Consider the following 23233-nt stretch of genomic DNA (forward strand, 5'->3'; position numbering starts at 1 on the left):
CTGCTATTACACCGTTTTATCATTAATTTTTATTATCCTATGCCAGCCAATTTAGCACTTATCATTGCCACCTTTTTATGGGGCAGCTCTTTTATCGCATTAAAGTACTCTATTGATGTTTACGACCCTGCATTTGTTATTTTTTTTAGAATGTTAACAACCTTAGTGGTATGTCTGTTTTTATGGCCTTGGGTAAAAAAGTTTAACTATCAAAAAGGTGATTGGAAGTTTTTACTGAGTATGTCGTTAGCTGAACCCTGCTTATATTTTTTATTTGAAGGTCATGCAATGCAATATACTTCAGCTTCTCAAGCGGGTATTTTAGTATCGTGTTTTCCGCTTATTGTCGCTGTTTTTGCTTATATTATGCTTAAAGAAAGGCTCACTAAAACAATTATGGCTGGGTTTGGTTTTTGTATTATAGGTGGTATCGCTTTAACATTACTTTCACCCGAATCAGAGCATGCTCCTAATCCTACATTAGGAAATGCTTTAGAATTTTTGGCTATATTGTGTGCAGCTTATTATGCCGTGAGCGTTAAACATTTATCTACCCGATACTCACCACTATCTTTAATTGCTTTACAGGGACTTACTGGAACTGTATTTTTTGCACCCTTTCTATTTTTTATTGAACTTCCCAGTCAATATGATGAAAAAGCGGTTTTAAGCATTCTTTACTTAGGCACTTTTGTTACTTTAGGCGCCTATGGTATGTATAACTATGCAATTTCAAAAGTATCTGTATTGACAGCTGCTGCGTTTTCTAATTTGATCCCCGTATTTACCCTAATGTTATCGGCTAGTATTTTGGGCGAGTTTTTAAGCTTTGAACAGTGGTTGAGTGTGATTGTGATATTTGTCGGCGTCATGATCAGCCAAAAATATAAAGCGGTAGATAATGATAAATCTTCGAATAATCAAATAACAACAGATTCAACTAAATAACGCTGTTTCGTACCTGATGTTAAGCTATTAAACGGATAACAAGTCATAAGATATAAACGATTAACTGAGCGCATATTAGTTTGTAAAAATTCCGTATCAGATTGATGAATAATACTTATATTACTCACCTGATACTGCATGTATAAACCATTACCTAAAGTTAACTTATAACTATCACCAAGCTTTAACTGAGATAAAAAAGCAAAGTTTGTATCATTATGTCCTGCAATCAAACTGAACTGGCCATTTTCATTTTTTACCAGGTCTTCAAGTTTTGCAGAAGGTAAGAAGTGAGCTGCACCAAAAGCCAAGTTTCGACCTGATGCATTCCAAAGAATATGCTCTTCAATATTGAGTCTTGGTACAGTTAACTTTGCAATAGGCCAAGTATCAGCATAAAACCAAGGTCGAATCTGCTTGCCTCCTCCTTGCGCAACATTAGATTGCCAAGCTTGCGAAATCAAATGTTGCGCAAGCTTGGCTTTAGCCTGCATATAAATACCCGAACCTAACTGCCATATCCCTAAACCAAACAAAGTTAGTACTAGCAGCTTTTTAAGGTTCACTTTACTTAGCTGCTTCATGGGATTGGTATTTCCAATAAGCCGTAACTAATAAAAGTAGCATTAAACCAAGTAGAATTTTCATTGTGCTTTGACCATCAGTTTGTGGCAAAACAATGCCTTTACTCGCCATAGTCCAACCCGCAGGTCGCATGCCTTCAACTCTATGTGTTTCTTTTGCTTTATTAGCGATGTCTTTTTCATTAATGGGCCCATAATCTACGGCAACAAATGCGGTATATGGACTTAGGATATGATGCTTCAATGCTAAATCTAATACCTGTTGCTTAGTGTTTTGTTCTTTTTTATTTGGACTATTCTTATATAACAATAATGACTTTATTTTTTGCCTTGCCCATATACGAGAAATTGAATCCCCCTCTTTAATTCCCACAACATTGAGTTCAGCTTTAAATTCACCATTTGCACTTTGACCTATCACATTTATTTGTTTTTGCCCTTTATTTAGCTTAATAGCCACCATTAAAGGCTCTGAAAAATATAAGTCTGGGATAGGTTTAGGCCAAAAATCCATTACTAACGCATTTTCATCTACAATGTTTAGTTCTTTTAAAGCGGGATTTTTTAATTGCTTTAATAACAGCTGCATTTTGCTTCTGATCTCAGTCGTATTGCCAATAAATGTAAAACTGCCTCGACCTATGTCTGCAGCACGTCTCATAAAGTGACTATTAGGTGCTGAGCCGATCCCCACAGTAAACAATCTATTTGTGCCTAATGTACTATTTATTTGCTCAAAAATTTGCTGCTCATTACCAATGCTGCCATCAGTCATAAAAATTACTTGTCTTAAATAATCTGTTTGCACCTCGCCTTGCAATACTCGGGAAAACGCTTTTGCTATTTCAGTGCCGCCATCAGCATCTAAGTTATAAACGTATTTTTTTGCATGCCTTAAATTAAAATCTGTTGCTGGAATAGCATGCTCGCTTAAAGCACTGACATTCGTATTAAATTCAACAATATTAAAACTGTCTTCAGGTCGTAAATCAGCAAGCGCTAAAAACAATGCCTGTTTAGCTTGCTCCATTGAACTACCATGCATTGAACCTGATGTATCAACTACAAATATCAACTCTCTCGGTAGTCTTTGTTGCCCTTGAAACTCGCTTGCAGGTGGCATTAACATGACTAATGCATACTCTTCACCTTGCTGTTTAAGTCGTTCAGTAAACATAGCAGCTTGAACTTCATTACCTTGCTCAGGTTTCCAACGTAATACAAAATCTCTATTGGCTAATGTTGTATTACTAGCAAGCGAAATTTTATATTTCCCAATATCACTATTTTCTACATCGATTTGATGATAAGGCGATTTAATATCAGCTAAATCAAAACCTGCATCTAAAGCAATATTTAAAGATATTTTATTGACTGGTTCAGCATTTTTTCGTCCCTCTTTCATTTCCATTTCTTCTGGCTTTAAGTTTTTTTGAAATAGCCAGTTAGAAGTTAAATCACTATCAAATTGCATGGTTTTTGGCTGATATCTAGGTGCAACAACCATAGGAAACCTTAATGAAAACTCATGATTTTTATAACTTAAAACTTGCTGATAACTAATTTTAATTGTGACTTGCTCACCGGGAGGGATATTAGCTACCTGGCTCACAAATACGTTAGCGCGTTTTTGTGTGATTAAGCTGGCTTTTTTTCCTTGTTTTTGTGCCTGTTTATATATTTTTTTTGCTGTTTGTTTTTCTTTAATGTCTCCTAAAATTGTTCTTTCGCCTATTGTCATTTCAAGTTTATAAACTGCTGATTCATTAGGCAAAGGGAATACATAACGTGCATTTACGCCTTCAAAATGTTCATTTTTAAAGGTTTGAATTACATCAACTTGATTTATTAAACCTGATATTTTCATATCTGCATGACTGCTTAATAAGATAGCTGAGTTAACTTTTTTACCGCTGAGATCTTTTAGCTCAAGCCTAGGCTTTTCAAAGTCAGATGCATTAGCTGACAGGCTTATTATAAGGGTTAGTAAAAAAAGGCTAGTTTTACACAATCGTGTAAAACCTAGCGCTTTGGCAAGTGTCATCATAAGGGAACCTTTAATTGAGGTGGTAAAACACCTCAATCCTAAACTTTAAATTAAATGGTTGATTAGTATTGGTTACTTGCTGTTTGAGAATTTGAGTGTGCTTTTCTAGCTTTAACCGTGACACGGCGGTCAAAAAAATCACCTTCATAATCTGTTTGTTTCGCTACAGCTTGGCTTTCACCAAATGCATGACTATTTAAACGTGTATGTTCTACACCTTGTTTTATTAAAAATTGCTGCACTTGAGCTACGCGCGCTTTTGATAGCTTTAAGTTAAACTGCTCTTCACCCCTTTGATCTGCAAAACCATTTAAATCAATTTGAATATCTGGATTCGTTTTCATTACTTGGGCAAGTTCAGTTAACTGCTTTGCAAAATGAGACTCTATTTTTGCTGAACCCGTTCTAAACTGAACTGTCATCGCCATTAAGTTATTAATGCGTTGCTTTTGAAGTTGTGATTTTTCAAACTCAATTTCTTCTAATTGTGTTTCTAGTTGCTCCGTTTGTGCTACTAATGCCTGATAGTTTTTTGTTTTATATTGCATCGCGACTATTTGTGTTTTTTGTGACGATATTTGTTTATCTTGCTCAGCGATTTCATCTTTATTTACTTCTACTTTTCCTATTAAAGTGCCAGTGAACGCACCAATAAACGCGCCGATTGGACCACCTACTACACCACCAATTAATGCACCAGTTCCTAAACCGATAGCTTCTTCTTTTTGCATTTCATTTTTTTTACTGCTTGCAGCTTGCGTTGAAAATGTAACTGAAGAAAGTGCTAATACTAATGCTGTAGTGATAATTGATTTTTTCATTTTTTTTGCCTCAATGTTTAAATTTATTAAATTGGTTGGTCGTGCTTGGTTGATGAGTTAATTAAAACATTGAGTTCTGGCGATAAAATGGATGAAAAATGGCAATGCAAAGATCAATTGTGGCAAAAAAATGGCAATGTGCTTTTTTGCATTTTATTAGTGGGTAATTTAGGTATAGTTCTATACAGCAAAGCGATTTAAGCAAAAGGTAAGCAATAACCATGAAAAAAATAGCCATTATTGAAGACGAAAAAGCCATTAGAGAAAACTATACCGAAATGCTAACAAAGCAAGGCTATCAAGTAAGTGGTTATGCTTCTCGCCCTGAGGCCGAAATAGCCTTTAATGATACCTTGCCAGATTTAGCCATTATTGATATTGGCTTAGGCGATGAAATTGATGGTGGCTTTGCTTTATGTCAAACCTTACGCTCTTTATCAAAAACGCTACCAATTATTTTTTTAACTGCCAGAGACAGTGAAATTGATACGGTATGTGGTTTAAGAATGGGCGCTGATGATTATTTAACTAAAGATATTAGCCTACCCCATTTAGCTGCACGGATTGCTGCTTTGTTCCGTAGAATGGAAGCGTTAGAAGCACCAATACTTGAAGAAAATATCATTACCCGTGGCAAATTAAAAATTGATAATAAACGTATGCAAGTCTTCTGGTTAAATACTTTATTAGATTTAACAGTCACTGAATTTTGGATGGTACATTCATTAACACAGCGTCTAGGTCACGTAAAAAGCCGAAATGAACTAATGAATGATGCCAAGATTTATGTCGATGACAGCACCATTACCTCTCATGTAAAACGTATTCGTAAAAAGTTTATAAAGCTTGATCCTGAGTTTGATTGCATAGATACGGTTTATGGCATGGGATATCGCTGGGAGCAAGTTTAATGCGATTTGGTTTACGCAGTCAGATTATTTTATTGTCATGTTTTTTAGCACTGCTTCCTTGGCTTGGTTATGAATACGTATGGGAAATGGAGAAGTATTTAAGGCAAGGCCAAGAAAAAACGTTAGTCGGTACTACTCGTGCACTAGCGACTGCTTTACACGAACGACCTAAACTATTCGATCATCAAGCAAGCTTTTTAGATCAAGTGGTTAAAGGCCGTGACTTATATGCCTATAATTTACCAAGTCGCATACAGTTAGACGGTAAATTACATGACTGGAAAACCTACCAACCACTATTTTGGCATTACGACAAAAGTTATTTAACGCCGATTAATCTTAATCATGAGCCCGCAGACTTATCTTTTACTCATATGGTTGGGAAATACGATAATTACTTATATGCGGTATTTAAAGTAAAAGATGATAATACGCAATACCGCGGTGCTAATAGCCTTAGCATCACCAATAATGATTATCTTAAAATTGCTTTAAAAAATCCTGATAACCAAATTTTCAACTACATTATCGCACCAAAAAAAGATGGTTGGATCACAGCTTATGAAGCAACTTCTTTAACTCCTATTTCAAAAATTCAAGGACATTTTTTAAAAACATCAGATGGTTATAATATCGAAATTCGCATGCCACTAAATATGATTGGCAATAAACTAGGGTTTGCAATTGTTGATAAAGATAACAAAAATACCCCCATCAAAACCATGTCGACTTCTAACCTGCAAGATTTAGCACAGTTAGGCTCTGTATTATTACCGTCACCAGAAATAGAACGCATTATTAAGGGGATGGGGCATTCTGGTAGTCGTATTTGGGTAGTCGATAATCATCACAGAGTATTGGCACAATCAGGTAAGATCCAAGATGCTGATGGGGTTTGGTCACAAAATTTAAGCGATGACCCAAGTAAATTAAGTCAATGGCGCCAGTTTGAGAAACAATATTTACATCCTTTATACTATAAAATTTTAACTAAACCACCAGCTGATTTTCTAGATACTTTATTTGATGTTACCTCATTACAAGGCAAGAATATTAAAGGCGCTTTAGCAGGCAAGCCACAATCAAGTTGGCGCCTTACCCCTGATAAAAAGGCAGTTATTCTATCAGCCGCTTATCCAATTTGGATTGATGATAAAGTAATGGGTGCTGTCATTGCAGAAGAGACCACCAACGGCGTACGTACCTTAAGAAATAAAGCTTTAGAGAAATTATTTACTGTAATTTTAGCCGTTATGCTTATAGGCACTTTATCTTTATTCTTTTTTGCCTCTCGTATTTCAAGTAGGATCCGAACCCTAAGAGATGCTGCTGAAGCGGCCATAGATCCTCAAGGAAGAGTATTAAGAGACATTAAAGGCTCAAACACCCAAGATGAAATCGGAGATTTGTCTCGTAGCTTTGCCAATATAGTTGGTCGATTAGGCGGTTATACCCATTATTTAGAAAATATGTCATCACGCTTATCCCATGAACTGAGAACACCTGTTGCGGTTGTGCGCTCTTCCTTAGAAAGCCTACAATTGCAAAACTTAGATGAGGAAAGCCAAAAGTATATTGAGCGTGCCACAGATGGCGTACATAGATTAAATAAAATCATAACTACAATGAGTGAAGCCACACGGTTAGAGCAAAGCATCCAAAGCGCAGAGACTGAACCTTTCAATTTAACTAAGGTTGTTTCGGGTTGTATGCAAGGCTATCAAATGGCTTATCCTGAAAAGTCCTTTGAATTAAGCTTGAGTGATGAAAAGAAAACTATGCAAGGTGTGCCTGAATTTATAGCACAATTACTCGATAAGCTCATTGCCAATGCTGTTGAGTTTTCAGAACAAGATAGCCCGATTTATGTTGAATATCGTGTTGATAATCAATCAACTCATATTAAAGTCATCAATAAAGGGCCTTTATTACCTCCTGAAATTGGCGAACATATTTTTGACTCTATGGTATCGGTAAGAAGCCAGTCATTACAAAAGAAACCACATTTAGGACTCGGTTTATATATTGCTAGACTCGTTGCTGATTTTCATAATGCACAGATATCAGCTAAAAATTTAGATTCAAATGACGGCGTTGAATTTAAATTAGTGTTTAAAAGTTCATAGATTGAGATAGGTCAGTTTGTAATGAGCGATCAAGCGCTTCTTGCAAACTGATTTTTCTCACCTTGGAAATTTCGATTTCTTCAGTTAATGATTTTGTATTTTTCGACTCTGTTTTTTGTATTTGAGTAGGCTGCTTTTTTGGCTTTTCAACATATTCAACTAGCGCATTAAGTTTTGACTTAATACGACTTTTTTTATCTTCTGCGGTTTCTTCAATTGCTTGTGATAATAACTTTTTTGTTTGTGCGAGCTTAATTGAAGATACTGTAGATTGAGGCGATGTATTTTCTATGCCTATGCGCTGTAAAGATAAACCTTCTTGCTCCATCTTAGAGATCAGCTCATCTGAAGGTAGCTTTAATTGACTCATGTTCTTTTGTAACAAAGCGCGTATTTCTATAGCTTGTGACATAGAAAAACCACTCATCGCATCAATCAGCTTTTGCTTATCTAAAAAGACTTTATGAAGATGTGCACGAATAATACTAGGTGAACTTTCAGACGAGGATAATGGTTTATTGGAACCTAAACTAAAATCAGTTATACATAAACCTTCATTACGCATATGCGCAATTAAATCATCAGAAGGGATATTAAGTGTTTTAATTGCCTGGTGAATATTAAACTTTACTTTAAGCGCCTCTGTTACTGAGTATTTTTTAAATACAGCAATGAGATTTTCTTGTTGTGAAAAAATAGCAAACATACAATAGACTCTTAAAACTACGAATTGACTGCATAATAAAAGGAATTTATGACAGAAATATTAATTAATCTAATTAATTGAGCTAGCTTCATAAAATGACACTAGCTCGGCCTAGTTATAACAACCATACCTCTACTCTTCTATTGCGCTCCCTGCCTGATTCGGTCTCGTTATTTGCAACAGGGATCGCCTCGCCTAAACCTTCAACTGCCATAACAGGTATGCCTCTAGCAACAAGTTCTCTTTCAACCGACTTTGCACGTGTAAGTGATAATTGAATATTTTTCAATTTAGCACCAATACTGTCTGAAAAACCCATTAATACTAAACGACGTCCTTCATTTTGCTCCATAAAGGAGATTAATCTTTGTAAATCTCTTTTACCTTTATTATCGAGATCTTTATTACCGTAATTAAATCTAAAGTTAAGCGAAAGTCGCTTAGCTATTTTTGTATATTTATTGTATTTAATTGGTGCATCTTGCATTGGATATGCATTTTCAACCTTGATGTTTTGTGAAATCAAACCTGTTTTTTCAACGATATCTTGCCCTTGTTGAGAAATAGCAAACTGTGCAAAATCTTTCACTATATTTGAAGCCGAAGTGGGTGTATAAAAATATAATCTACGTGCCAAGGCATAGTCTTCAGTACCAATTGTAAAACGCGTTGGAAAAATAGCTGTTGTGCCCACTCCTTCAGAAATAGCCAAAGCTTTATTATGCAAAACATAATTTAAGCCAATAAAGCCGATAGCAGCTTCATCTTGAGAGATTAATGTTGATAATTCCGAGCTTGATTCTAAACGAGTAGCTGTGACTGCTAATTCACGGCTAAACTTTTTTAATACTAAGTTTTTAAATGTATCCCAAGTACCTGATTTCGCATCCCTTGAAAATACTTTGATTGGTAAATCTGTACCACCAAGCTGTGACCAATTATTTATTTCACCAGAGAAAATTTTGGATAATTTATCCGTTGAAATATGCGCAATCGGATTATTCTGATTCACGATGACAGCTAAACCATCTAATCCAATAATATGCTCATTACCCACTTTATTTAAATTACCTAGTTGAGATTTAAGCGCTATCACTTCTTTTTGTTTAACGCGACGAGAAGCCATTCCTAAATCGGCTTTGCCCAACTTTAAATCTTTAAAACCTGTACTTGAACCATGTGCATGTAACTCTATCGCATAGACTTTGTTATTTTTTATATACTGTAAAGTACGCTCAACCGGACTATCGCCCTGAATCCACTCAAAATCTTTTACACCTTGCAACTCTAGGTATTTAACTAATAAAGCAGGTGCTAGTTTCTCTCCTATGGTATTAGATCCATGAAGTTTAAAGCTTACCTCTGCTTCTTTAACCGGTAATGTTAGTTTTATTTTCTTTGTAGTTTGCACAGTCTTAACTTCAATAGGAGTAGCTTGATGTTTAACTTGGGGTGCTGCTCGTAATATATCTGAACCACTATTTTGCGATACTAATAGAAATGCCATTACTGCGATCACAGATACAAAAAATAAGGATAAAGGTAATAATAAGTTGCGTTTTTTATTGTTTTGACTATCACTATGTTCAGCAGGAGAAGATTGATTTTCTGCCGCAGAATAATTATTGATCCAATTAATAATTTCAATTATTTCTGGATGATTAAGTTCATATAACTCTTTTAGAACCAATTCTCGATAATCTTGCTCTGAAATCATTTTTTGATATGAAATTTGGATTTCAAATTCTGTTAATGATAATTGAGTGAGTTTTTTTAACTGTGATATTAACTCATCACTGTAAGTATCAAATGCTTTATTCATATCTAAATTACCACCTTGTTTTTTAAGGGATAATAAAATATTAAAATTTCATTTTTATGACATAGGTACAAGTCTCGATACATAAACATAAACTTGTTTTCATTTAATAACACTTTTATTTCTAATCATTACATCGCGGACGTATTTACTTACAGGCTTTCATGAAATGATAGCAGCATAGAAAATTTAGTTAATTAATACATATACTCTCCCCTTTCAATGGTATATAAACCAAAAGCCTCAAGCCAGTTGAGGCTTTTTTATTTCTATATTTACCTTTCATTCTCTCCATATTCTGAACAACTCCCCTATATTTAAAGTTGATAAATTTGGTTGTTTTCTCCACTCGTGATAGATTATAGCTACAACTTGTATATACAAGTTATCTTATTAAACAAAAAGGGTTATAAAATGGCATCAAGTTATACGCTCAGTAAAGGTAGAATCCCGTTATTAATCAGCATGCCACATAATGGTGAAGCCATTGCTGATGAAATTAAACATGCTATGACAGAGGTCGGTATTAATGTTACCGATACTGACTGGTATATGGATAAACTTTATGATTTTGCGGATGAGCTTGGTATATATGTTATTAATCCAAAATATAGTCGATTTGTCATTGATTTAAATCGCGACCCTGATGGCGTAAATTTATACCCAGGTCAAAATACCACTGAACTGTGCCCGACAACCGCTTTTGATTTATCACCTTTATACTTAGAAGGTATGAAACCTGATGAGACTGAAATACAACGTCGTGTAGATCTTTACTGGCGTCCATATCATCAAGCGATTGAAGATACATTAAATCAAATGAAACAAGAATTTGGTAAAGCAGTATTACTTGAAGCACACTCTATTTTATCTCATGTACCACGCTTCTTTGAAGGTCAATTACCTGATTTTAATTTTGGCACCAGCGATGGCGCTAGCTGTGATAAAGCTCTAATCTCACAAGTTGAAGCATTAGACTTTTCTCCTTATTCAAATGTGACCAATGGTCGTTTTAAAGGTGGCTTTATTACACGTCACTTTGGTAAGCCAGAAAATAATATTCATGCATTACAACTTGAGTTATCACAAATCACTTATATGAATGAACCAAGTAATGAATATAACGAAACTAAAGCAGCACAAGTAAAACCTAAGTTAAGAGCGTTAGTTGAAGCTTTAGCTAAATTTGCGCAAACCAAATAATCAAAACTGACAATTATAAGAGTTAAATAATGAAATTATTCGCACACAAAGTATTGCTCAATGATGGTTGGGCAAATGATAAAACGATCTCTATTACAGATGGTGTGATCACTGCGATTACTGATGGCCAAGATTCTGATGCACAAGTTGCTAATGGTGCTGTGATCCCGGGCATGGTTAATTGTCATTCCCATGCATTTCAACGTGCTTTTGCAGGGTTTAGTGAGCAAGGTAGCGAAGGACAAGATAGCTTTTGGACTTGGCGTAAGATCATGTATCAATTTTTAGATCAATTATCTGCAGATGATGCTCAAGCCATTGCGAGCCAACTTTATATTGAAATGCTAAAAATGGGCTATACCCGCGTTGCTGAATTTCATTATTTACATCATCAAATTGACGGTGAAAACTATACACCGCTTGCAACTATGGCTGAGTCTATATTTAAAGCTGCAAAAACATCAGGTATAGGTTTAACTATGTTACCTGTGATGTATCGCTTTAGCGGTTTTGGTCCACTAGAGCCAAATGATGGTCAAAAGCGCTTTATCAATTCTGTTGAACAGTTTAATCAGCTAGTGAGCGATTGTTTTAGTTTAACCAATGATTACAGCAATACAAATGTCGGCATAGCACCGCACTCTTTACGTGCCGTTGATAAAGCGTCATTACATAGCGCTGTAAATCATGTACGTAGCTTAGATGATAAAGCACCAATACATATTCACATTAGTGAACAGCAAAAAGAAGTTGATGATTGTCTTGCTCATTATGGCGAACGCCCTGTTCAATGGTTATTGAATAATGCTGATTTAGATAAACATTGGTGTTTGATCCATGCGACGCATATAGATGAAAATGAACGTAGAGGCATAATTAAAACAGGTGCAATTGCGGGTATTTGTCCGACAACTGAAGCTAACTTAGGCGATGGCATTTTTCCAACAACTGAGTTTTTAGCCGAAGATGGTACTTTTGCAATTGGTTCAGATAGTCATATCTCAGTTAACCCAATTGAAGAATTACGCTGGCTTGAATATGCGCAGCGCTTAATTAAGCAACAACGTGCTATTTTAGCAACATCAGAGCAAGCATCTGTTGGTCTTAATTTATGGCAGCGTGCAGCACTTGGTGGCGCACAAAGCACCAATAGTAATACTGGTAGCTTAGAGATAGGTAAACAAGCTGATTTATTAGTATTAGATGCAAACCAAACTAAGCTATTTGCTAATAGCGACAAAAATTTATTAGATAGCTTAATTTTTGCTAGTCAGAAAAACCCTGTTCAGGATGTGATGGTTAATGGCACTTGGGTAATAGAGTCAGGCAAACATGCAGATGAAGAAATATGTGCTAATAAGTTTGCTAAAATTTTAGAAAAAACAGCATAAAAGGTTATAAGTGAAGCAAGATCAGAATATCAAACCGCCTAATGGTTTAGTCAATGTATCGCGACAAGTACGTGATACACAACTAGATCACACTTCTGATCTTGAACAAGATCTTGTTATAGATGAACAAGCAATCGCTTTTGTTTATAACGGGATCTCTCACGCTGTTATGATGGCAACTCCTTGTGATCTTAAAGACTTTGCTTTAGGTTTTAGTTTATCTGAAAACATCATAGATCAAAAAAGCGATCTACTCGATCTAGAGATCACACACACCGCCCATGGTATTGAGCTTAATATAACAATTAGCTCGAGAAAGTTTATACAATTAAAAGAGAAACGAAGAACATTAGCAGGTAACAGCGGCTGCGGCTTATGTGGCATAGAATCTTTGCAACAAATTGATAAAAACAGAACGCCTCTAAATGCATGCCAAACACTTGCATCTGAAGTGATTGAAGCTGCCTTAACCCAATTTAAAACACAACAAGTATTAAATTTACAAGCCGGAGGTGTACACGCTGCCGCTTTTTGTGATTTGGGAACTGGTGATATAAGAATTATTAGAGAAGATGTTGGCAGACACAACGCGCTTGATAAACTGATTGGTGCTATCAATAACCATAAATTAAAGAACTCAAATGGCTTTATTTTAGTATCAAGTAGAGCAAGTTATGAAATGGTAGATAAAACCATAGCGGCTAATATTAACCATCTTGTTACTATTTCTGCCCCCACCAGCAAAGCAATCGCAGTTGCAAAACAAAACCGTTTAAACCTGATAAGTTTTGCACGTGCTGGTAGGTATGTTATTTATGCTTAAATTACTAAGTTAAATAATTCTGTTGTCTATCGCTTTAGTTAAAATAACAGGTATTGATTTTGATGTTGGCGTAAAAGAGCGATCACCATAACTATCTAATGGTACTAAAGGGTTTGTTTCTGGGTAATAGGCTGCTAAATTATCTCGCGGAATATCATAATAAAACACTTTAAAACCTGTCACACTGCGGGTTTGGTTATTATGCCAAATAGACGTGATATCAACTAAATCACCATCAGCTAAACCCTGTTTTTTTGCATCTTTTTCATTAATAAATAAAACCTTGCGTTCATTCTCTACACCTCGGTATCTATCGTTCATGCCATAAATCGTTGTATTGTATTGATCGTGTGAACGTAAAGATTGTAAAGTGAAAATCTTGTTGTGTTTTTTATCATTGTCTTGGCTAAGTTCATCGATATTCACATGCATTAAGTGTTCTGGTAACTTATTTGCTGTGAACTGTGCTTTTTGCGATTGAGTCAACCAGTTTTTATTTGCCGCGCTATTGCCCAAATAAAACCCGCCAGGTTGGGATAACTTAGCTTCAAAGTCGTCAAATCCGCCTACAATATTTGATATTAGCTGTCTGATTTTAGCGTAATCATCAGTCATTGACTGCCAATCAAGATGGCCTTCTGGCAATGTGGCTTTTGCAATATTAGCTACGATATTAGTTTCAGAACGCATCTCTTTTGAAAGTGGCTCTACTTTACCTTTTGAGGCATGCACCATAGAAAAAGTATCTTCAACGGTGATCTTTTGCTCGCCACTTGCTTGCCTATCAATTTCAGTACGTCCTAAGCAAGGTAAAATTAATGCGTCTTTACCTATTAATAAGTGACTACGATTTAACTTTGTAGAAATTTGCACATTTAATTCAGTATTTTTTAAAGCTTGATGTGTTTGCTCTGTATCTGGTGCTGCTTGTGCTATGTTTCCACCCAAACAAATAAGTACTTTACTTTGTTTATTTAAAAAAGCACTTAATGCGTGATACACATTATGACCGAAGTTTTTTGGCATATCATGTTGCACAACTTGAGCTTGCTTTGCTAAAAACTCCGCAGGCGGTTTTTCGTTAATGCCCATAGTGCGATTACCTTGCACATTTGAATGCCCTCTTACTGGACATAAACCCGCACCTGGTTTACCTATATGGCCTTTTAATAATTGTAAGTTTACTAATTCTTGAATTGTCGCAACTGAATGTTTGTGTTGTGTTATGCCCATAGCCCAAGTACAGATTACACTGTTAGCTTGCAAATAGACTTCAGCAGCATTGGTGAGCTGTTCTTGGCTTAAACCTGATTGTTCTTCAATGGTTTGCCAACTGGTGTTATCCACCACTTCAACATAATCCACAAAGTTTGCACTGTGCTGATTAATAAATTTTGAATCAATAATTTCAGTTAAACCTTTTGCTAAACACTCTGTATTTTTAGCTAAGATAACTTTAACCATACCTCTGATCGCCGCCATATCACCACCAAGTCTAGGAGTATAATAGGCATGACTGATTGTTGTGGCGCTAGGTGTTAGCAATTCGATTGGATCTTGAGGACTGGCAAAACGCTCTAATGCGACTTCTTTAAGATTATTAAATGTCACTATCTTACAGCCATTTCGAGCAGCTGAGCGTAGTGCATTCATCATTCTAGGATGATTTGTTCCTGGATTTTGACCAAATACAAATATCGCATCTGCTTTATCAAAATCTTCTAATATAACAGTACCTTTGCCTATTCCTATGGTTTCTTTTAAAGCAACGCCGCTGGCTTCATGACACATATTTGAACAATCTGGAAAGTTATTCGTACCGTACAGTCGACCAAATAGTTGATATAAAAAGGATGCTTCGTTACTGGCTCTGCCGGAAGTGTAAAACTCAGCTTGATCTGGACTTGATAATCCATTTAAGTGCTTTGCGATAAGTGAGAAAGCATCATCCCAACTGACTGCTTCATATTTATCTGTTTGTTGATTATATCTAACAGGTTGCGTTAAGCGCCCTTGGTATTCAAGCCAATAATCACTTTGCTTTATTAACTGGCTTACAGTATGTTCTGCAAAAAATTTAGTATCTACTTTTTTAGAGGTAGACTCCCAAGCGATAGCTTTAGCGCCATTTTCACAAAAATGTAAAAAGCCCTCTTGTTTATCGCCCCAAGCACATCCAGGGCAATCAAAACCATCTTTAGTATTGGCAATAAGTAAATTTTTAAGGTTTGTTTGTGGTTGCTGACTTTTAATAATATGTTTTAGTGTTGATTTTAAAGAGGAAAACCCGCCCGCTTTTGCTGGTTTATGATGTGATGATTTATTTGAGTTATTATTTGTCATGTTATCTTTCATATTATCCACAGAACCAAACCTCAGCCATTTTAGAGATAGCTCAAAGCACAAACTTACTTATAAGCATGATTGTACCATTTAGGAGAATTCAGACCAATTTATCGAAAGATAATTTATTTTTATTATTAAGTTTAACTATTTGGGCATTGATTAAAAACAAGAGGAGATATAAAAATACAATAGAGTCATAATTAAAACTATGACTCTATATATTTACTGATTATCTACCATCTTCAAATGAAGCTGTCGCAGAAGCAGAACCCCAAGTACCATCTGAATATAAAATTGTTGCAGTTGCTTTATTTGTTCTAAATGCTCTTATAGATACAGAACAAAATGTGCCTGAAGTTCCACAGCTCTTAGCTGCATCTTTCCAAATTACAGAATCTATTGGTTTTGATGCTCCTACAATTCGAAAAACAGCTGTCGCTTTGTTTGCTCCAAAAATAAGCGCTTCACAATGATCTGCTGTAAAGTGATCATATGCCTGAGTATCAACATAACACTGCATATTTGCTGCCATAGCTTGTGAACCAAAAACTGAAGACGCTACTAATATTCCCGCTTTTAAAAACTTATTCATTTTTAATCCTTTATTAATTATTATAAACCCATATCGGGTACGTAATTAACTTACCCCATACAGGAACTAGAAATCAAGTAATTATTTCCTTTATCAAAAATGACAATTTATTTACTCCACTAGTACAAAATATGAATCAGAATTTTGCTTTTATTTGTTTTATGCAATACATGCTCAACCTGAAGGTATAAAAATAATCTTTCGTATGAGAAAATGAAATTGTATTAATAGCTAGTTTTCACTATCCATAGCATCTACTCAAAGGCTTTAAAGTATGAACATAAGTATCAAAACACCTGCACAGTTTAAAAATGTACCTTGGAAAAATGGCAAAGGCACAACAACTGAGCTAGCAATCAATGAAGGTGGTACATTAGAATGTTTTGATTGGCGAATGAGCATTGCCAGTGTTGCTGAGGATGGTTTGTTTTCTAATTTTGCAGGTTATACTCGTAACCTGACACTTATTGCTGGTAACGGCATTGATTTACACCATTACTATAATGATGTTTCTGTTACTCACAGTTTAAAAAGTATTTTAGATGTATCTATATTTGATGGTGCTAGTGCGACATCAGGTGAGTTACATAAAGGCGAAATTTTAGATTTTAATGTAATCGTAAGAACTGATAAGTTTTCAGTGGAAACAATCAATAATGTTGCTCTAGAACAAGTTTCATTAGAAGCTGGAAATGATTATTTTGTTTATTGTTTAGCAGATAAAACCAAGCTAACTCACAATGATAAAGTGATCAACGAGCTTGCTTTAGGTCATTTAATGCATATTACAGAGTTAACTGATAACAATGTGCAATTATCTGGTGAAATGATGATTATCATCAAACTAAAACATAAATAATTAACTAAAATTATAACTGCGTTCAGTGTTTATATTTTTAAGGTAATAGTTCATGGCAATTGATCATAGTCGTCGCGCATTTTTTAGAGCAAAACCAAAATCGCCTCCTCCTTTAAGGCCTCCTTACAGTGGTAATGAAGATGCTTTTCTAGAGTCTTGCACTCAATGTAATAAATGCATTGATGCATGTGAAACAGGCATTATAAAAAAAGGTGCTGCTGGGTTTCCTGAAATAGATTTTAATATCGATGAATGTACTTTTTGTGGTTTATGCGCTGATGTATGTGAACCAAAAGCGTTAAATAATAACTTGCACCCAGCTTTTAATAATCAGATATCAATCGCAGGTAACTGTTTAGCAGTAAATAAAGTTCACTGTATGTCATGCAAAGATGCCTGTGAAACTGAAGCTATAAAGTTTGATTTATTTAAAACATCAATTCCCACTCCAGAGATCATTTTAGCTGATTGCACTAGTTGTGGTGCATGTGTTTCTGTTTGCCCGCAAGGCTCAATAGAGATAAAGCCAAAACTAACTTAATTATTTTTCTATTAATTTTCCTTTATCCATAAAAAAAGCCGCTTTCGCAGCTTTTTATGATCTTGTGTTTTAGCTTAGCTTAGTGCCAACCTTCAACACCTTTCATATCTGGTAGTTTATGTGCGATACCTTTATGACAATCTATACAGGTTTTTTCTCCTGAAGCTAAAGCTGTTGAGTGCATTTTCACACTACGGCTACCTTGCTCAGAGAAATCCATATATTCAAAGTTATGACAGTTACGACATTCACGAGAATCATTCTCTTTCATACGTTTCCATTCACGCATTGCCATCGATTTACGATGGTCATCAAACTTTTCAGTCGTATCAATTATACCCGTCATTTTACCCCAAACCTCTTTACTCGCAGCAATTTTACGGATAATTTTGTGGGTCCATTCTTTTGGCACATGACAATCAGGACAAGTCGCACGAACACCAGAACGATTAGCATAATGAATCGTTTCTTTATATTCCTGATAAACATTATCACCCATTTCATGACACCCAATACAAAATTGCTCAGTATTGGTCATTTCAAGGGTTGTATTAAACCCCCCCCAAAATATTACACCACCAAAAAAACCTAATGCAACTACAACACCTACTCCAGCTGAAGTTGGAGATTTAAGTATTTGCCATATTTTTTTCAACATATTCATATGTAGGTCCTACGGCTATTTATGGCTCAGTGATTCAACTGCGCGAAACTCATTTTTAACCAATGGTTTAGCATCGACTTGAGGTACATGACATTGTGAACAGAAATAACGACGAGGCGAAATATCCGATAACGTCATACCATCACGTGTTTCAAAGTGAGTAGGGCTTACTTTAGTAGCACCCACTTCTTTAGCATACTTCCAACCATGACAAGATAAACACTTATTAGAGTTTAAATCTACTTTATAACCACGGATCTGATGAGGGATCACAGGCGGTTGATGAACGTAGTTTCGCTCAACAACTTCACGATCTTTTAAAACACGTTTCATTTTATCAGGTTGACGTGTTTCACTTAGCTGTGCTTTACCACGCAAAGACTCAACACCACCATTACTAAGTAATGCATCGTTAGATGATTCATCTTTTTGCGCTACAGCAGTTGCCACAGCACCTAATAATACTAAACCGGTTATTAATTTTTTCATATTAATGCTCCCTACACTTTACGTACTTTAATAGCACATTTTTTGTAATCGGTTTGTTTTGACAAAGGATCTGTTGCATCTAACGTGATCTTATTGATCAATTGTCTTGCATCAAACCAAGGAACAAATACTAAACCAACCGGTGGTCTATTACGGCCACGTGTTTCTATGCGGCTTTTCATCTCACCACGGCGAGATTCAACCATCACTTCATCACCACGGCGCAAGTTACGTTTTTTAGCATCATCTGGATGCATAAATACAACCGCATCAGGGAAAGCTTTATAAAGCTCAGGAACACGCTGTGTCATAGAACCCGAATGCCAATGCTCAAGTACACGTCCCGTACATAACCACATATCATATTCTGAATCAGGCGATTCTGGAGGAACTTCATAAGGCGCTGAAATAATTAACGCTTTACCATCTGGTTTACCATAGAATTCAAACTCTTTACCTTTACCTACGTAAGGATCTGAACCTTCTCTATAACGCCATTTAGTTTCAACACCGTTCACTACAGGCCAACGTAGGCCTCGAGCTGTGTGATACATCTCATATGGTGCTAAATCATGTCCATGATCACGTCCAAATGCAGCATATTCTTCGAATAAACCTTTTTGAACATAGAAGCCACAATCATGTGAATCATCATTAAGTTCTTTAGCTTCTTCAATTGGGTAAGCATCAACATTACCATTACGGTAAAGTACATCGTACATGGTTTTTCCACGAAGATGAGGTGCCTTAGCTAATAATTTTTCATCCCATACCTCTTCAATTTTGAAGCGTTTAGAGAATTCCATTAATTGCCATAAATCAGACTTAGCTTCACCCGGTGCTTTTACTTGTTGGAACCAATGTTGTGTACGACGTTCAGCATTACCATAACAGCCTTCTTTTTCTACCCACATAGCAGTTGGTAAAATAAGATCGCCAGCCTGACATGTTACTGTTGGGTAAGGGTCAGATACAACAACGAAGTTTTCTGGGTTACGGTAACCAGGTAATGTTTCTTCATTTAAGTTTGGAGCAGCTTGTACATTGTTATTACACATAACCCAGTAAGCATTTAACTTACCATCTTTAAGCATACGGTTTTGCAAAACAGCATGGTAACCTGGCTTTGGCGGAATAGTACCTTCTGGTAGTTTCCAAATTTTCTCTGCAATATCACGATGTTTTTTCTTTTTAACAACCATATCAGCAGGTAAACGATGCGAGAAAGTACCTACTTCACGTGCTGTACCACACGCTGAAGGCTGACCAGTTAAAGAGAAAGGTCCGTTACCAGGTTTAGAAATTTTACCTGTTAATAAATGAATATTGTAAACTAAGCTATTCATCCATACACCACGCGTATGTTGATTCATACCCATAGTCCATAATGACATTACTTTTGTTTTAGGATCGGCATACATTTTAGCCATTTCTTCAAGTTTCTTAGCTGGCACACCAGATATTTCAACTGTTTTTTCTAGAGTATATTCAGCAACTTGCTTTTTGTACTCATCAAAAGTCACATCAAGTATTTTACCTGAGTCAGCATTTTTAGCTGCTTTTTGCAATTCATGCTCAGGTCGTAAACCATAGCCGATATCTGTTGTTACCTGTTTAAAATGAGTATGCTTTTTAACAAAGTCCCAATCTACAGCATCATTTTGAATGATGTAATTAGCGATATAATTGGCAATTGCTAAATCTGTATTTGGTGTGAAAATCATACCGTTATCAGCTAATTCAAAAGAACGGTGTTTATAAGTTGATAGCACATGGACGCGGACATGCGAGTGACCTAAACGACGGTCAGTTAAACGTGACCATAAAATTGGGTGCATTTCAGCCATATTAGAGCCCCAAAGCACAAATGAATCTGCTTGCTCTAAATCATCATAACAACCCATAGGCTCATCGATACCAAAAGTACGCATAAACGCACCAACAGCAGAAGCCATACAGTGACGTGCATTTGGATCTATATTATTTGAACGGAAACCTGCTTTCATTAATTTTACAGCAGCATACCCTTCCATTACAGTCCATTGGCCTGAGCCAAACATACCAACAGAAGTAGGGCCTTTTGCTTTTAATGCTGATTTAAATTTATCAGCCATCACGTCAAAAGCCATATCCCAACTTACAGGTTGGAAATCACCTTCTTTATGGAACTTGCCATCTTTCATTCTTAGTAAAGGCTGAGTTAAACGGTCTTTACCGTACATAATTTTAGATAGGAAATAGCCCTTAATACAATTAAGACCTTTATTTACCTCTGCATCAGGATCACCCTGAGTTGCAACCACTTTACCATTTTGGCTGCCAACAAGAACACTACAACCTGTACCACAAAAACGACAAGGTGCTTTATCCCATTTGATTTTACTTTCATCTGAATCAGTGATCAGATTTGATGCTGACGCCGGAATTGCTACACCAGCTGCTGCAGCGGTAGCAGCGATTGCATTTGCTTTTATGAAGTCACGTCTTGATTGATTCACAACTTCTCCTCCTGACTAGTTATATGACGATATAAGTCGATATAAACTATTTGCTATTTAAAATTAATTTTACCGTCATTATTTTTTGCATGAGGTACCAGCCCAGCATCGTTATGGTGGAATATCAAAGACGCATCAAGCACCCCTTCAAAAACACTTAACTTAGTAATAATGTCGACTACATTTTTTTCTTTATCTGTTGCTTCAACTGTCACAACCATACTGCCATCATCACTGATCTCATGAACTTCAGTACCTGGAAGTGCATTCAGTTTTAGAGCGATTGCTTGGGTATTGTGAGGAAATGCTTTAACAAGCACTCCAGCAATGTGAACAGGTTCTTCTTCTAATAAGTTAATCACGACTAATTTACCTATTTAAACTTTAGACTGAATTGATTTAGCACCGAGCATTTTCAAAACAAACAATGAAACTGCAGCTACACCAGCAAAACCTACAATGAATATAGTTGGCATTGCTAAATAACCTAATACGGTCCAAATCATTGACTCTAACGCACTCATTTAGATCTCCTGTTTGACGGGTTTTATCTTGTATATATAGTTTAAATTTTGTTACAAAAAGGGCATTGATTTAGATCATGCTTTTAAATAAACCTTACTAAATTTAAGGATTACTTTAAGTAATGATAATCACTTGTATTCAAAGGGTTTAGTTTTTAATAAAGCAAACATAAATAAGGATAGAAGAGATATTTAAGAATGGTAATAATTTAAAAAATTACAAAAATAGTAACGAGAAGCAGTTTTAATAAGAATATGAAAGTTGAAATAATTAAAGAGATTTAAAAGCTAAATCTCTTTTAATAAAGCATGTATTTTTTAATTTATTGATGACAAAGTTGCTTCATCATACTTAGTGACATCTAATTCAAGATTGTATTGGGCAGCTTTTACATCTAATTCAGCTTGCCAAATAGTAAGCTCGTCTTGGGTAATATTATTATCATCTAATAACCATAACTGGCGAGAACCAGCATAAAAAAAGTTAAGTGCTTGCATAGCATGAACATCACCACGCTCAACACCTTGTTTTACTTTACGCATTTTACGAGTAATCTTATTTAGCGCCTGTTTTAAGTCCCATACATAAGCAACTTCATACATATAGGCATGTTTTTTATATTTGATCAGTTGCGAGCCTATTAATAAACTTGTAATAATCACACCAATCAGATTCCAATGGAAATGACTACCAGAATCAGATGGCAATAATGCAATTAAACCTTGCGCGATACCTAAACTACCTATCGTTAAGCTTGCAATACATCCGATAATCACACGATTTAAATGTGCGCGATATCGTTTTTTATCAACTTCAATTAATGTCATTTATTTTCCAATATTTTTTAATATATCTATCTAGATGTATTTTATACCAAATGGCATATAAAGGGCTTTGATTTGAATTAGTTTAATGTCATTTAGAATAATGCTGTCATTTATCAACAAGCACAAAAAAGGGCAAACCCTTAGGCTGCCCTTTTATCTTAGTATTAAGAAAAACTTAAACTAAGTAAGTTACTAATATTAGCAAAAGCTAAAATTAGATAGCTTGGATGTTCTCAGCTTGAGGACCTTTCTGACCAGTAGTAACTGTGAAAGATACACGTTGGCCTTCAGCAAGAGTTTTAAAACCATCGCTTTGGATTGCAGAGAAATGAGCGAAAACGTCAGGACCATTTTCTTGCTCGATGAAACCAAAACCTTTAGATTCGTTAAACCATTTTACTGTACCAGTAGTAGTAGTAGACATAATAATATCCTATTTATTTAAAGTAATATAAGCCTTGTATAAGGCGGTTCTGCTAAAAGTGTTACTTCTTATGTAAAACAGGACGAAGA

The 23233-nt window shown here is 35.6% G+C and carries 23 protein-coding genes; 9 read left to right on the plus strand and 14 right to left on the minus strand.

The features are described 5' to 3' along the window. The first annotated feature begins 39 nt into the window (after nt 1–39). Nucleotides 40–948 carry a DMT family transporter gene (locus tag KO527_RS11800; RefSeq protein WP_216040504.1) on the plus strand — a complete coding sequence of 303 codons (909 nt, stop codon included), beginning with the start codon at nt 40–42 and terminating at the stop codon, nt 946–948. Here the strand turns inward: KO527_RS11800 and KO527_RS11805 are convergent. The 3 genes from KO527_RS11805 to pdsO all read right to left on the minus strand — a co-directional run bounded on the left by KO527_RS11805 (nt 921) and on the right by pdsO (nt 4400). Then, nucleotides 921–1532, minus strand: a complete 612-nt coding sequence (locus KO527_RS11805; RefSeq protein ID WP_216040505.1) for a class GN sortase — start codon at nt 1530–1532, stop codon at nt 921–923. The genes KO527_RS11800 and KO527_RS11805 overlap by 28 nt on opposite strands. Next, entirely contained in the window at nt 1516–3579 is a 2064-nt protein-coding gene (locus KO527_RS11810; RefSeq protein ID WP_252733652.1) for a marine proteobacterial sortase target protein, read from the minus strand. The genes KO527_RS11805 and KO527_RS11810 overlap by 17 nt, the downstream gene beginning before the upstream one ends. Nucleotides 3580–3641: 62 nt before the next feature. Beyond that, entirely contained in the window at nt 3642–4400 is a 759-nt protein-coding gene (pdsO, locus tag KO527_RS11815; protein WP_216040506.1) for a sortase-associated OmpA-like protein PdsO, read from the minus strand. Between the two features lie 45 nt (nt 4401–4445). Here pdsO and KO527_RS11820 point away from each other — a divergent pair, with 45 nt between their 5' ends. From KO527_RS11820 to pdsS, 3 genes are read left to right on the plus strand one after another with little or no spacing between them, the layout of a single operon-like run. Further along, nucleotides 4446–4601, plus strand: a complete 156-nt coding sequence (locus KO527_RS11820; protein WP_216040507.1) for a hypothetical protein — start codon at nt 4446–4448, stop codon at nt 4599–4601. A gap of 20 nt (nt 4602–4621) precedes the next feature. Next, complete coding sequence (gene pdsR / locus KO527_RS11825) at nt 4622–5311, plus strand: proteobacterial dedicated sortase system response regulator (RefSeq protein ID WP_216040508.1); 690 nt, start codon at nt 4622–4624, stop codon at nt 5309–5311. Beyond that, entirely contained in the window at nt 5311–7437 is a 2127-nt protein-coding gene (gene pdsS, locus KO527_RS11830) for a proteobacterial dedicated sortase system histidine kinase (protein ID WP_216040509.1), read from the plus strand. The genes pdsR and pdsS overlap by 1 nt, the downstream gene beginning before the upstream one ends. On the opposite strand, the gene KO527_RS11835 is transcribed toward pdsS, so the two are convergent. Continuing rightward, nucleotides 7424–8143, minus strand: a complete 720-nt coding sequence (locus KO527_RS11835; protein ID WP_216040510.1) for a hypothetical protein — start codon at nt 8141–8143, stop codon at nt 7424–7426. The genes pdsS and KO527_RS11835 overlap by 14 nt on opposite strands. A 115-nt stretch (nt 8144–8258) precedes the next feature. Then, nucleotides 8259–9965, minus strand: coding sequence for a phosphate ABC transporter substrate-binding/OmpA family protein (locus KO527_RS11840; RefSeq protein WP_216040511.1), 1707 nt, complete (start codon nt 9963–9965; stop codon nt 8259–8261). Between the two features lie 411 nt (nt 9966–10376). On the opposite strand from KO527_RS11840, the gene hutG reads away from it, so the two are divergent. The 3 genes from hutG to fdhD are packed head-to-tail and all read left to right on the plus strand — an operon-like array spanning nt 10377 to nt 13379. Further along, nucleotides 10377–11165 (plus strand): N-formylglutamate deformylase, encoded by a 789-nt coding sequence (gene hutG, locus KO527_RS11845; protein WP_042147524.1) that lies wholly within the window; start codon nt 10377–10379, stop codon nt 11163–11165. 29 nt (nt 11166–11194) lie between these two features. Further along, a complete protein-coding gene (locus KO527_RS11850) occupies nt 11195–12556 on the plus strand; it encodes a formimidoylglutamate deiminase (RefSeq protein ID WP_216040512.1) in 1362 nt (453 codons plus the stop codon). A 10-nt stretch (nt 12557–12566) separates the two neighbouring features. Continuing rightward, nucleotides 12567–13379: a formate dehydrogenase accessory sulfurtransferase FdhD gene (gene fdhD, locus KO527_RS11855; protein ID WP_216040513.1), complete on the plus strand. Its 813-nt coding sequence runs from the start codon at nt 12567–12569 to the stop codon at nt 13377–13379. Between the two features lie 9 nt (nt 13380–13388). On the opposite strand, the gene KO527_RS11860 is transcribed toward fdhD, so the two are convergent. Both KO527_RS11860 and KO527_RS11865 read right to left on the minus strand, forming a co-directional pair. Further along, nucleotides 13389–15734 (minus strand): FdhF/YdeP family oxidoreductase, encoded by a 2346-nt coding sequence (locus KO527_RS11860; RefSeq protein WP_252733663.1) that lies wholly within the window; start codon nt 15732–15734, stop codon nt 13389–13391. A 220-nt stretch (nt 15735–15954) separates the two neighbouring features. Beyond that, nucleotides 15955–16317, minus strand: coding sequence for a hypothetical protein (locus tag KO527_RS11865; RefSeq protein WP_216040514.1), 363 nt, complete (start codon nt 16315–16317; stop codon nt 15955–15957). Nucleotides 16318–16591: 274 nt separating this feature from the next. Here KO527_RS11865 and KO527_RS11870 point away from each other — a divergent pair, with 274 nt between their 5' ends. Both KO527_RS11870 and napF read left to right on the plus strand, forming a co-directional pair. Further along, nucleotides 16592–17176 carry a HutD family protein gene (locus KO527_RS11870; RefSeq protein WP_216040515.1) on the plus strand — a complete coding sequence of 195 codons (585 nt, stop codon included), beginning with the start codon at nt 16592–16594 and terminating at the stop codon, nt 17174–17176. A 52-nt stretch (nt 17177–17228) separates the two neighbouring features. After that, on the plus strand, nt 17229–17717 hold the full coding sequence (gene napF / locus KO527_RS11875; protein WP_216040516.1) for a ferredoxin-type protein NapF: 489 nt from the start codon (nt 17229–17231) through the stop codon (nt 17715–17717). Between the two features lie 79 nt (nt 17718–17796). Here napF and KO527_RS11880 read toward each other — a convergent pair whose 3' ends face one another. The 7 genes from KO527_RS11880 to KO527_RS11910 form a co-directional block, all read right to left on the minus strand. Further along, nucleotides 17797–18381, minus strand: a complete 585-nt coding sequence (locus KO527_RS11880) for a NapC/NirT family cytochrome c (protein ID WP_216040517.1) — start codon at nt 18379–18381, stop codon at nt 17797–17799. 15 nt (nt 18382–18396) lie between these two features. After that, nucleotides 18397–18870, minus strand: coding sequence for a nitrate reductase cytochrome c-type subunit (locus tag KO527_RS11885; protein ID WP_216040518.1), 474 nt, complete (start codon nt 18868–18870; stop codon nt 18397–18399). An 11-nt stretch (nt 18871–18881) separates the two neighbouring features. Continuing rightward, nucleotides 18882–21368 (minus strand): nitrate reductase catalytic subunit NapA, encoded by a 2487-nt coding sequence (gene napA / locus KO527_RS11890; protein ID WP_216040519.1) that lies wholly within the window; start codon nt 21366–21368, stop codon nt 18882–18884. A 53-nt stretch (nt 21369–21421) separates the two neighbouring features. Continuing rightward, nucleotides 21422–21730, minus strand: coding sequence for a chaperone NapD (locus KO527_RS11895; protein ID WP_216040520.1), 309 nt, complete (start codon nt 21728–21730; stop codon nt 21422–21424). Nucleotides 21731–21745: 15 nt separating this feature from the next. Beyond that, nucleotides 21746–21892, minus strand: a complete 147-nt coding sequence (locus KO527_RS11900; protein WP_216040521.1) for a TIGR02808 family protein — start codon at nt 21890–21892, stop codon at nt 21746–21748. Nucleotides 21893–22210: 318 nt separating this feature from the next. After that, nucleotides 22211–22720, minus strand: coding sequence for a DUF3087 domain-containing protein (locus tag KO527_RS11905; RefSeq protein WP_216040522.1), 510 nt, complete (start codon nt 22718–22720; stop codon nt 22211–22213). Nucleotides 22721–22934: 214 nt separating this feature from the next. Beyond that, the gene (locus KO527_RS11910; protein ID WP_091978889.1) at nt 22935–23144 is read right to left on the minus strand and encodes a cold-shock protein; all 210 of its coding nucleotides are present in this window, start codon (nt 23142–23144) and stop codon (nt 22935–22937) included. Nucleotides 23145–23233: the final 89 nt, after the last annotated feature.

Source organism: Pseudoalteromonas sp. C2R02 (assembly GCF_018860845.1).
In the GTDB taxonomy this organism is placed as follows: Bacteria; Pseudomonadota; Gammaproteobacteria; order Enterobacterales; family Alteromonadaceae; genus Pseudoalteromonas.

Excerpts from the sequence above, each read along its gene's own strand:
- KO527_RS11800 (WP_216040504.1), top strand. The coding sequence starts at position 40 with ATGCCAGCCAATTTAGCACTTATCATTGCCACCTTTTTATGGGGCAGC.
- KO527_RS11805 (WP_216040505.1), bottom strand. The coding sequence starts at position 1,532 with ATGAAGCAGCTAAGTAAAGTGAACCTTAAAAAGCTGCTAGTACTAACT.
- KO527_RS11810 (WP_252733652.1), bottom strand. The coding sequence starts at position 3,579 with ATGATGACACTTGCCAAAGCGCTAGGTTTTACACGATTGTGTAAAACT.
- pdsO (WP_216040506.1), bottom strand. The coding sequence starts at position 4,400 with ATGAAAAAATCAATTATCACTACAGCATTAGTATTAGCACTTTCTTCA.
- pdsR (WP_216040508.1), top strand. The coding sequence starts at position 4,622 with ATGAAAAAAATAGCCATTATTGAAGACGAAAAAGCCATTAGAGAAAAC.
- pdsS (WP_216040509.1), top strand. The coding sequence starts at position 5,311 with ATGCGATTTGGTTTACGCAGTCAGATTATTTTATTGTCATGTTTTTTA.
- KO527_RS11835 (WP_216040510.1), bottom strand. The coding sequence starts at position 8,143 with ATGTTTGCTATTTTTTCACAACAAGAAAATCTCATTGCTGTATTTAAA.
- KO527_RS11840 (WP_216040511.1), bottom strand. The coding sequence starts at position 9,965 with ATGAATAAAGCATTTGATACTTACAGTGATGAGTTAATATCACAGTTA.
- hutG (WP_042147524.1), top strand. The coding sequence starts at position 10,377 with ATGGCATCAAGTTATACGCTCAGTAAAGGTAGAATCCCGTTATTAATC.
- KO527_RS11850 (WP_216040512.1), top strand. The coding sequence starts at position 11,195 with ATGAAATTATTCGCACACAAAGTATTGCTCAATGATGGTTGGGCAAAT.
- KO527_RS11860 (WP_252733663.1), bottom strand. The coding sequence starts at position 15,734 with ATGAAAGATAACATGACAAATAATAACTCAAATAAATCATCACATCAT.
- KO527_RS11865 (WP_216040514.1), bottom strand. The coding sequence starts at position 16,317 with ATGAATAAGTTTTTAAAAGCGGGAATATTAGTAGCGTCTTCAGTTTTT.
- KO527_RS11870 (WP_216040515.1), top strand. The coding sequence starts at position 16,592 with ATGAACATAAGTATCAAAACACCTGCACAGTTTAAAAATGTACCTTGG.
- napF (WP_216040516.1), top strand. The coding sequence starts at position 17,229 with ATGGCAATTGATCATAGTCGTCGCGCATTTTTTAGAGCAAAACCAAAA.
- KO527_RS11880 (WP_216040517.1), bottom strand. The coding sequence starts at position 18,381 with ATGAATATGTTGAAAAAAATATGGCAAATACTTAAATCTCCAACTTCA.
- KO527_RS11885 (WP_216040518.1), bottom strand. The coding sequence starts at position 18,870 with ATGAAAAAATTAATAACCGGTTTAGTATTATTAGGTGCTGTGGCAACT.
- KO527_RS11900 (WP_216040521.1), bottom strand. The coding sequence starts at position 21,892 with ATGAGTGCGTTAGAGTCAATGATTTGGACCGTATTAGGTTATTTAGCA.
- KO527_RS11905 (WP_216040522.1), bottom strand. The coding sequence starts at position 22,720 with ATGACATTAATTGAAGTTGATAAAAAACGATATCGCGCACATTTAAAT.
- KO527_RS11910 (WP_091978889.1), bottom strand. The coding sequence starts at position 23,144 with ATGTCTACTACTACTACTGGTACAGTAAAATGGTTTAACGAATCTAAA.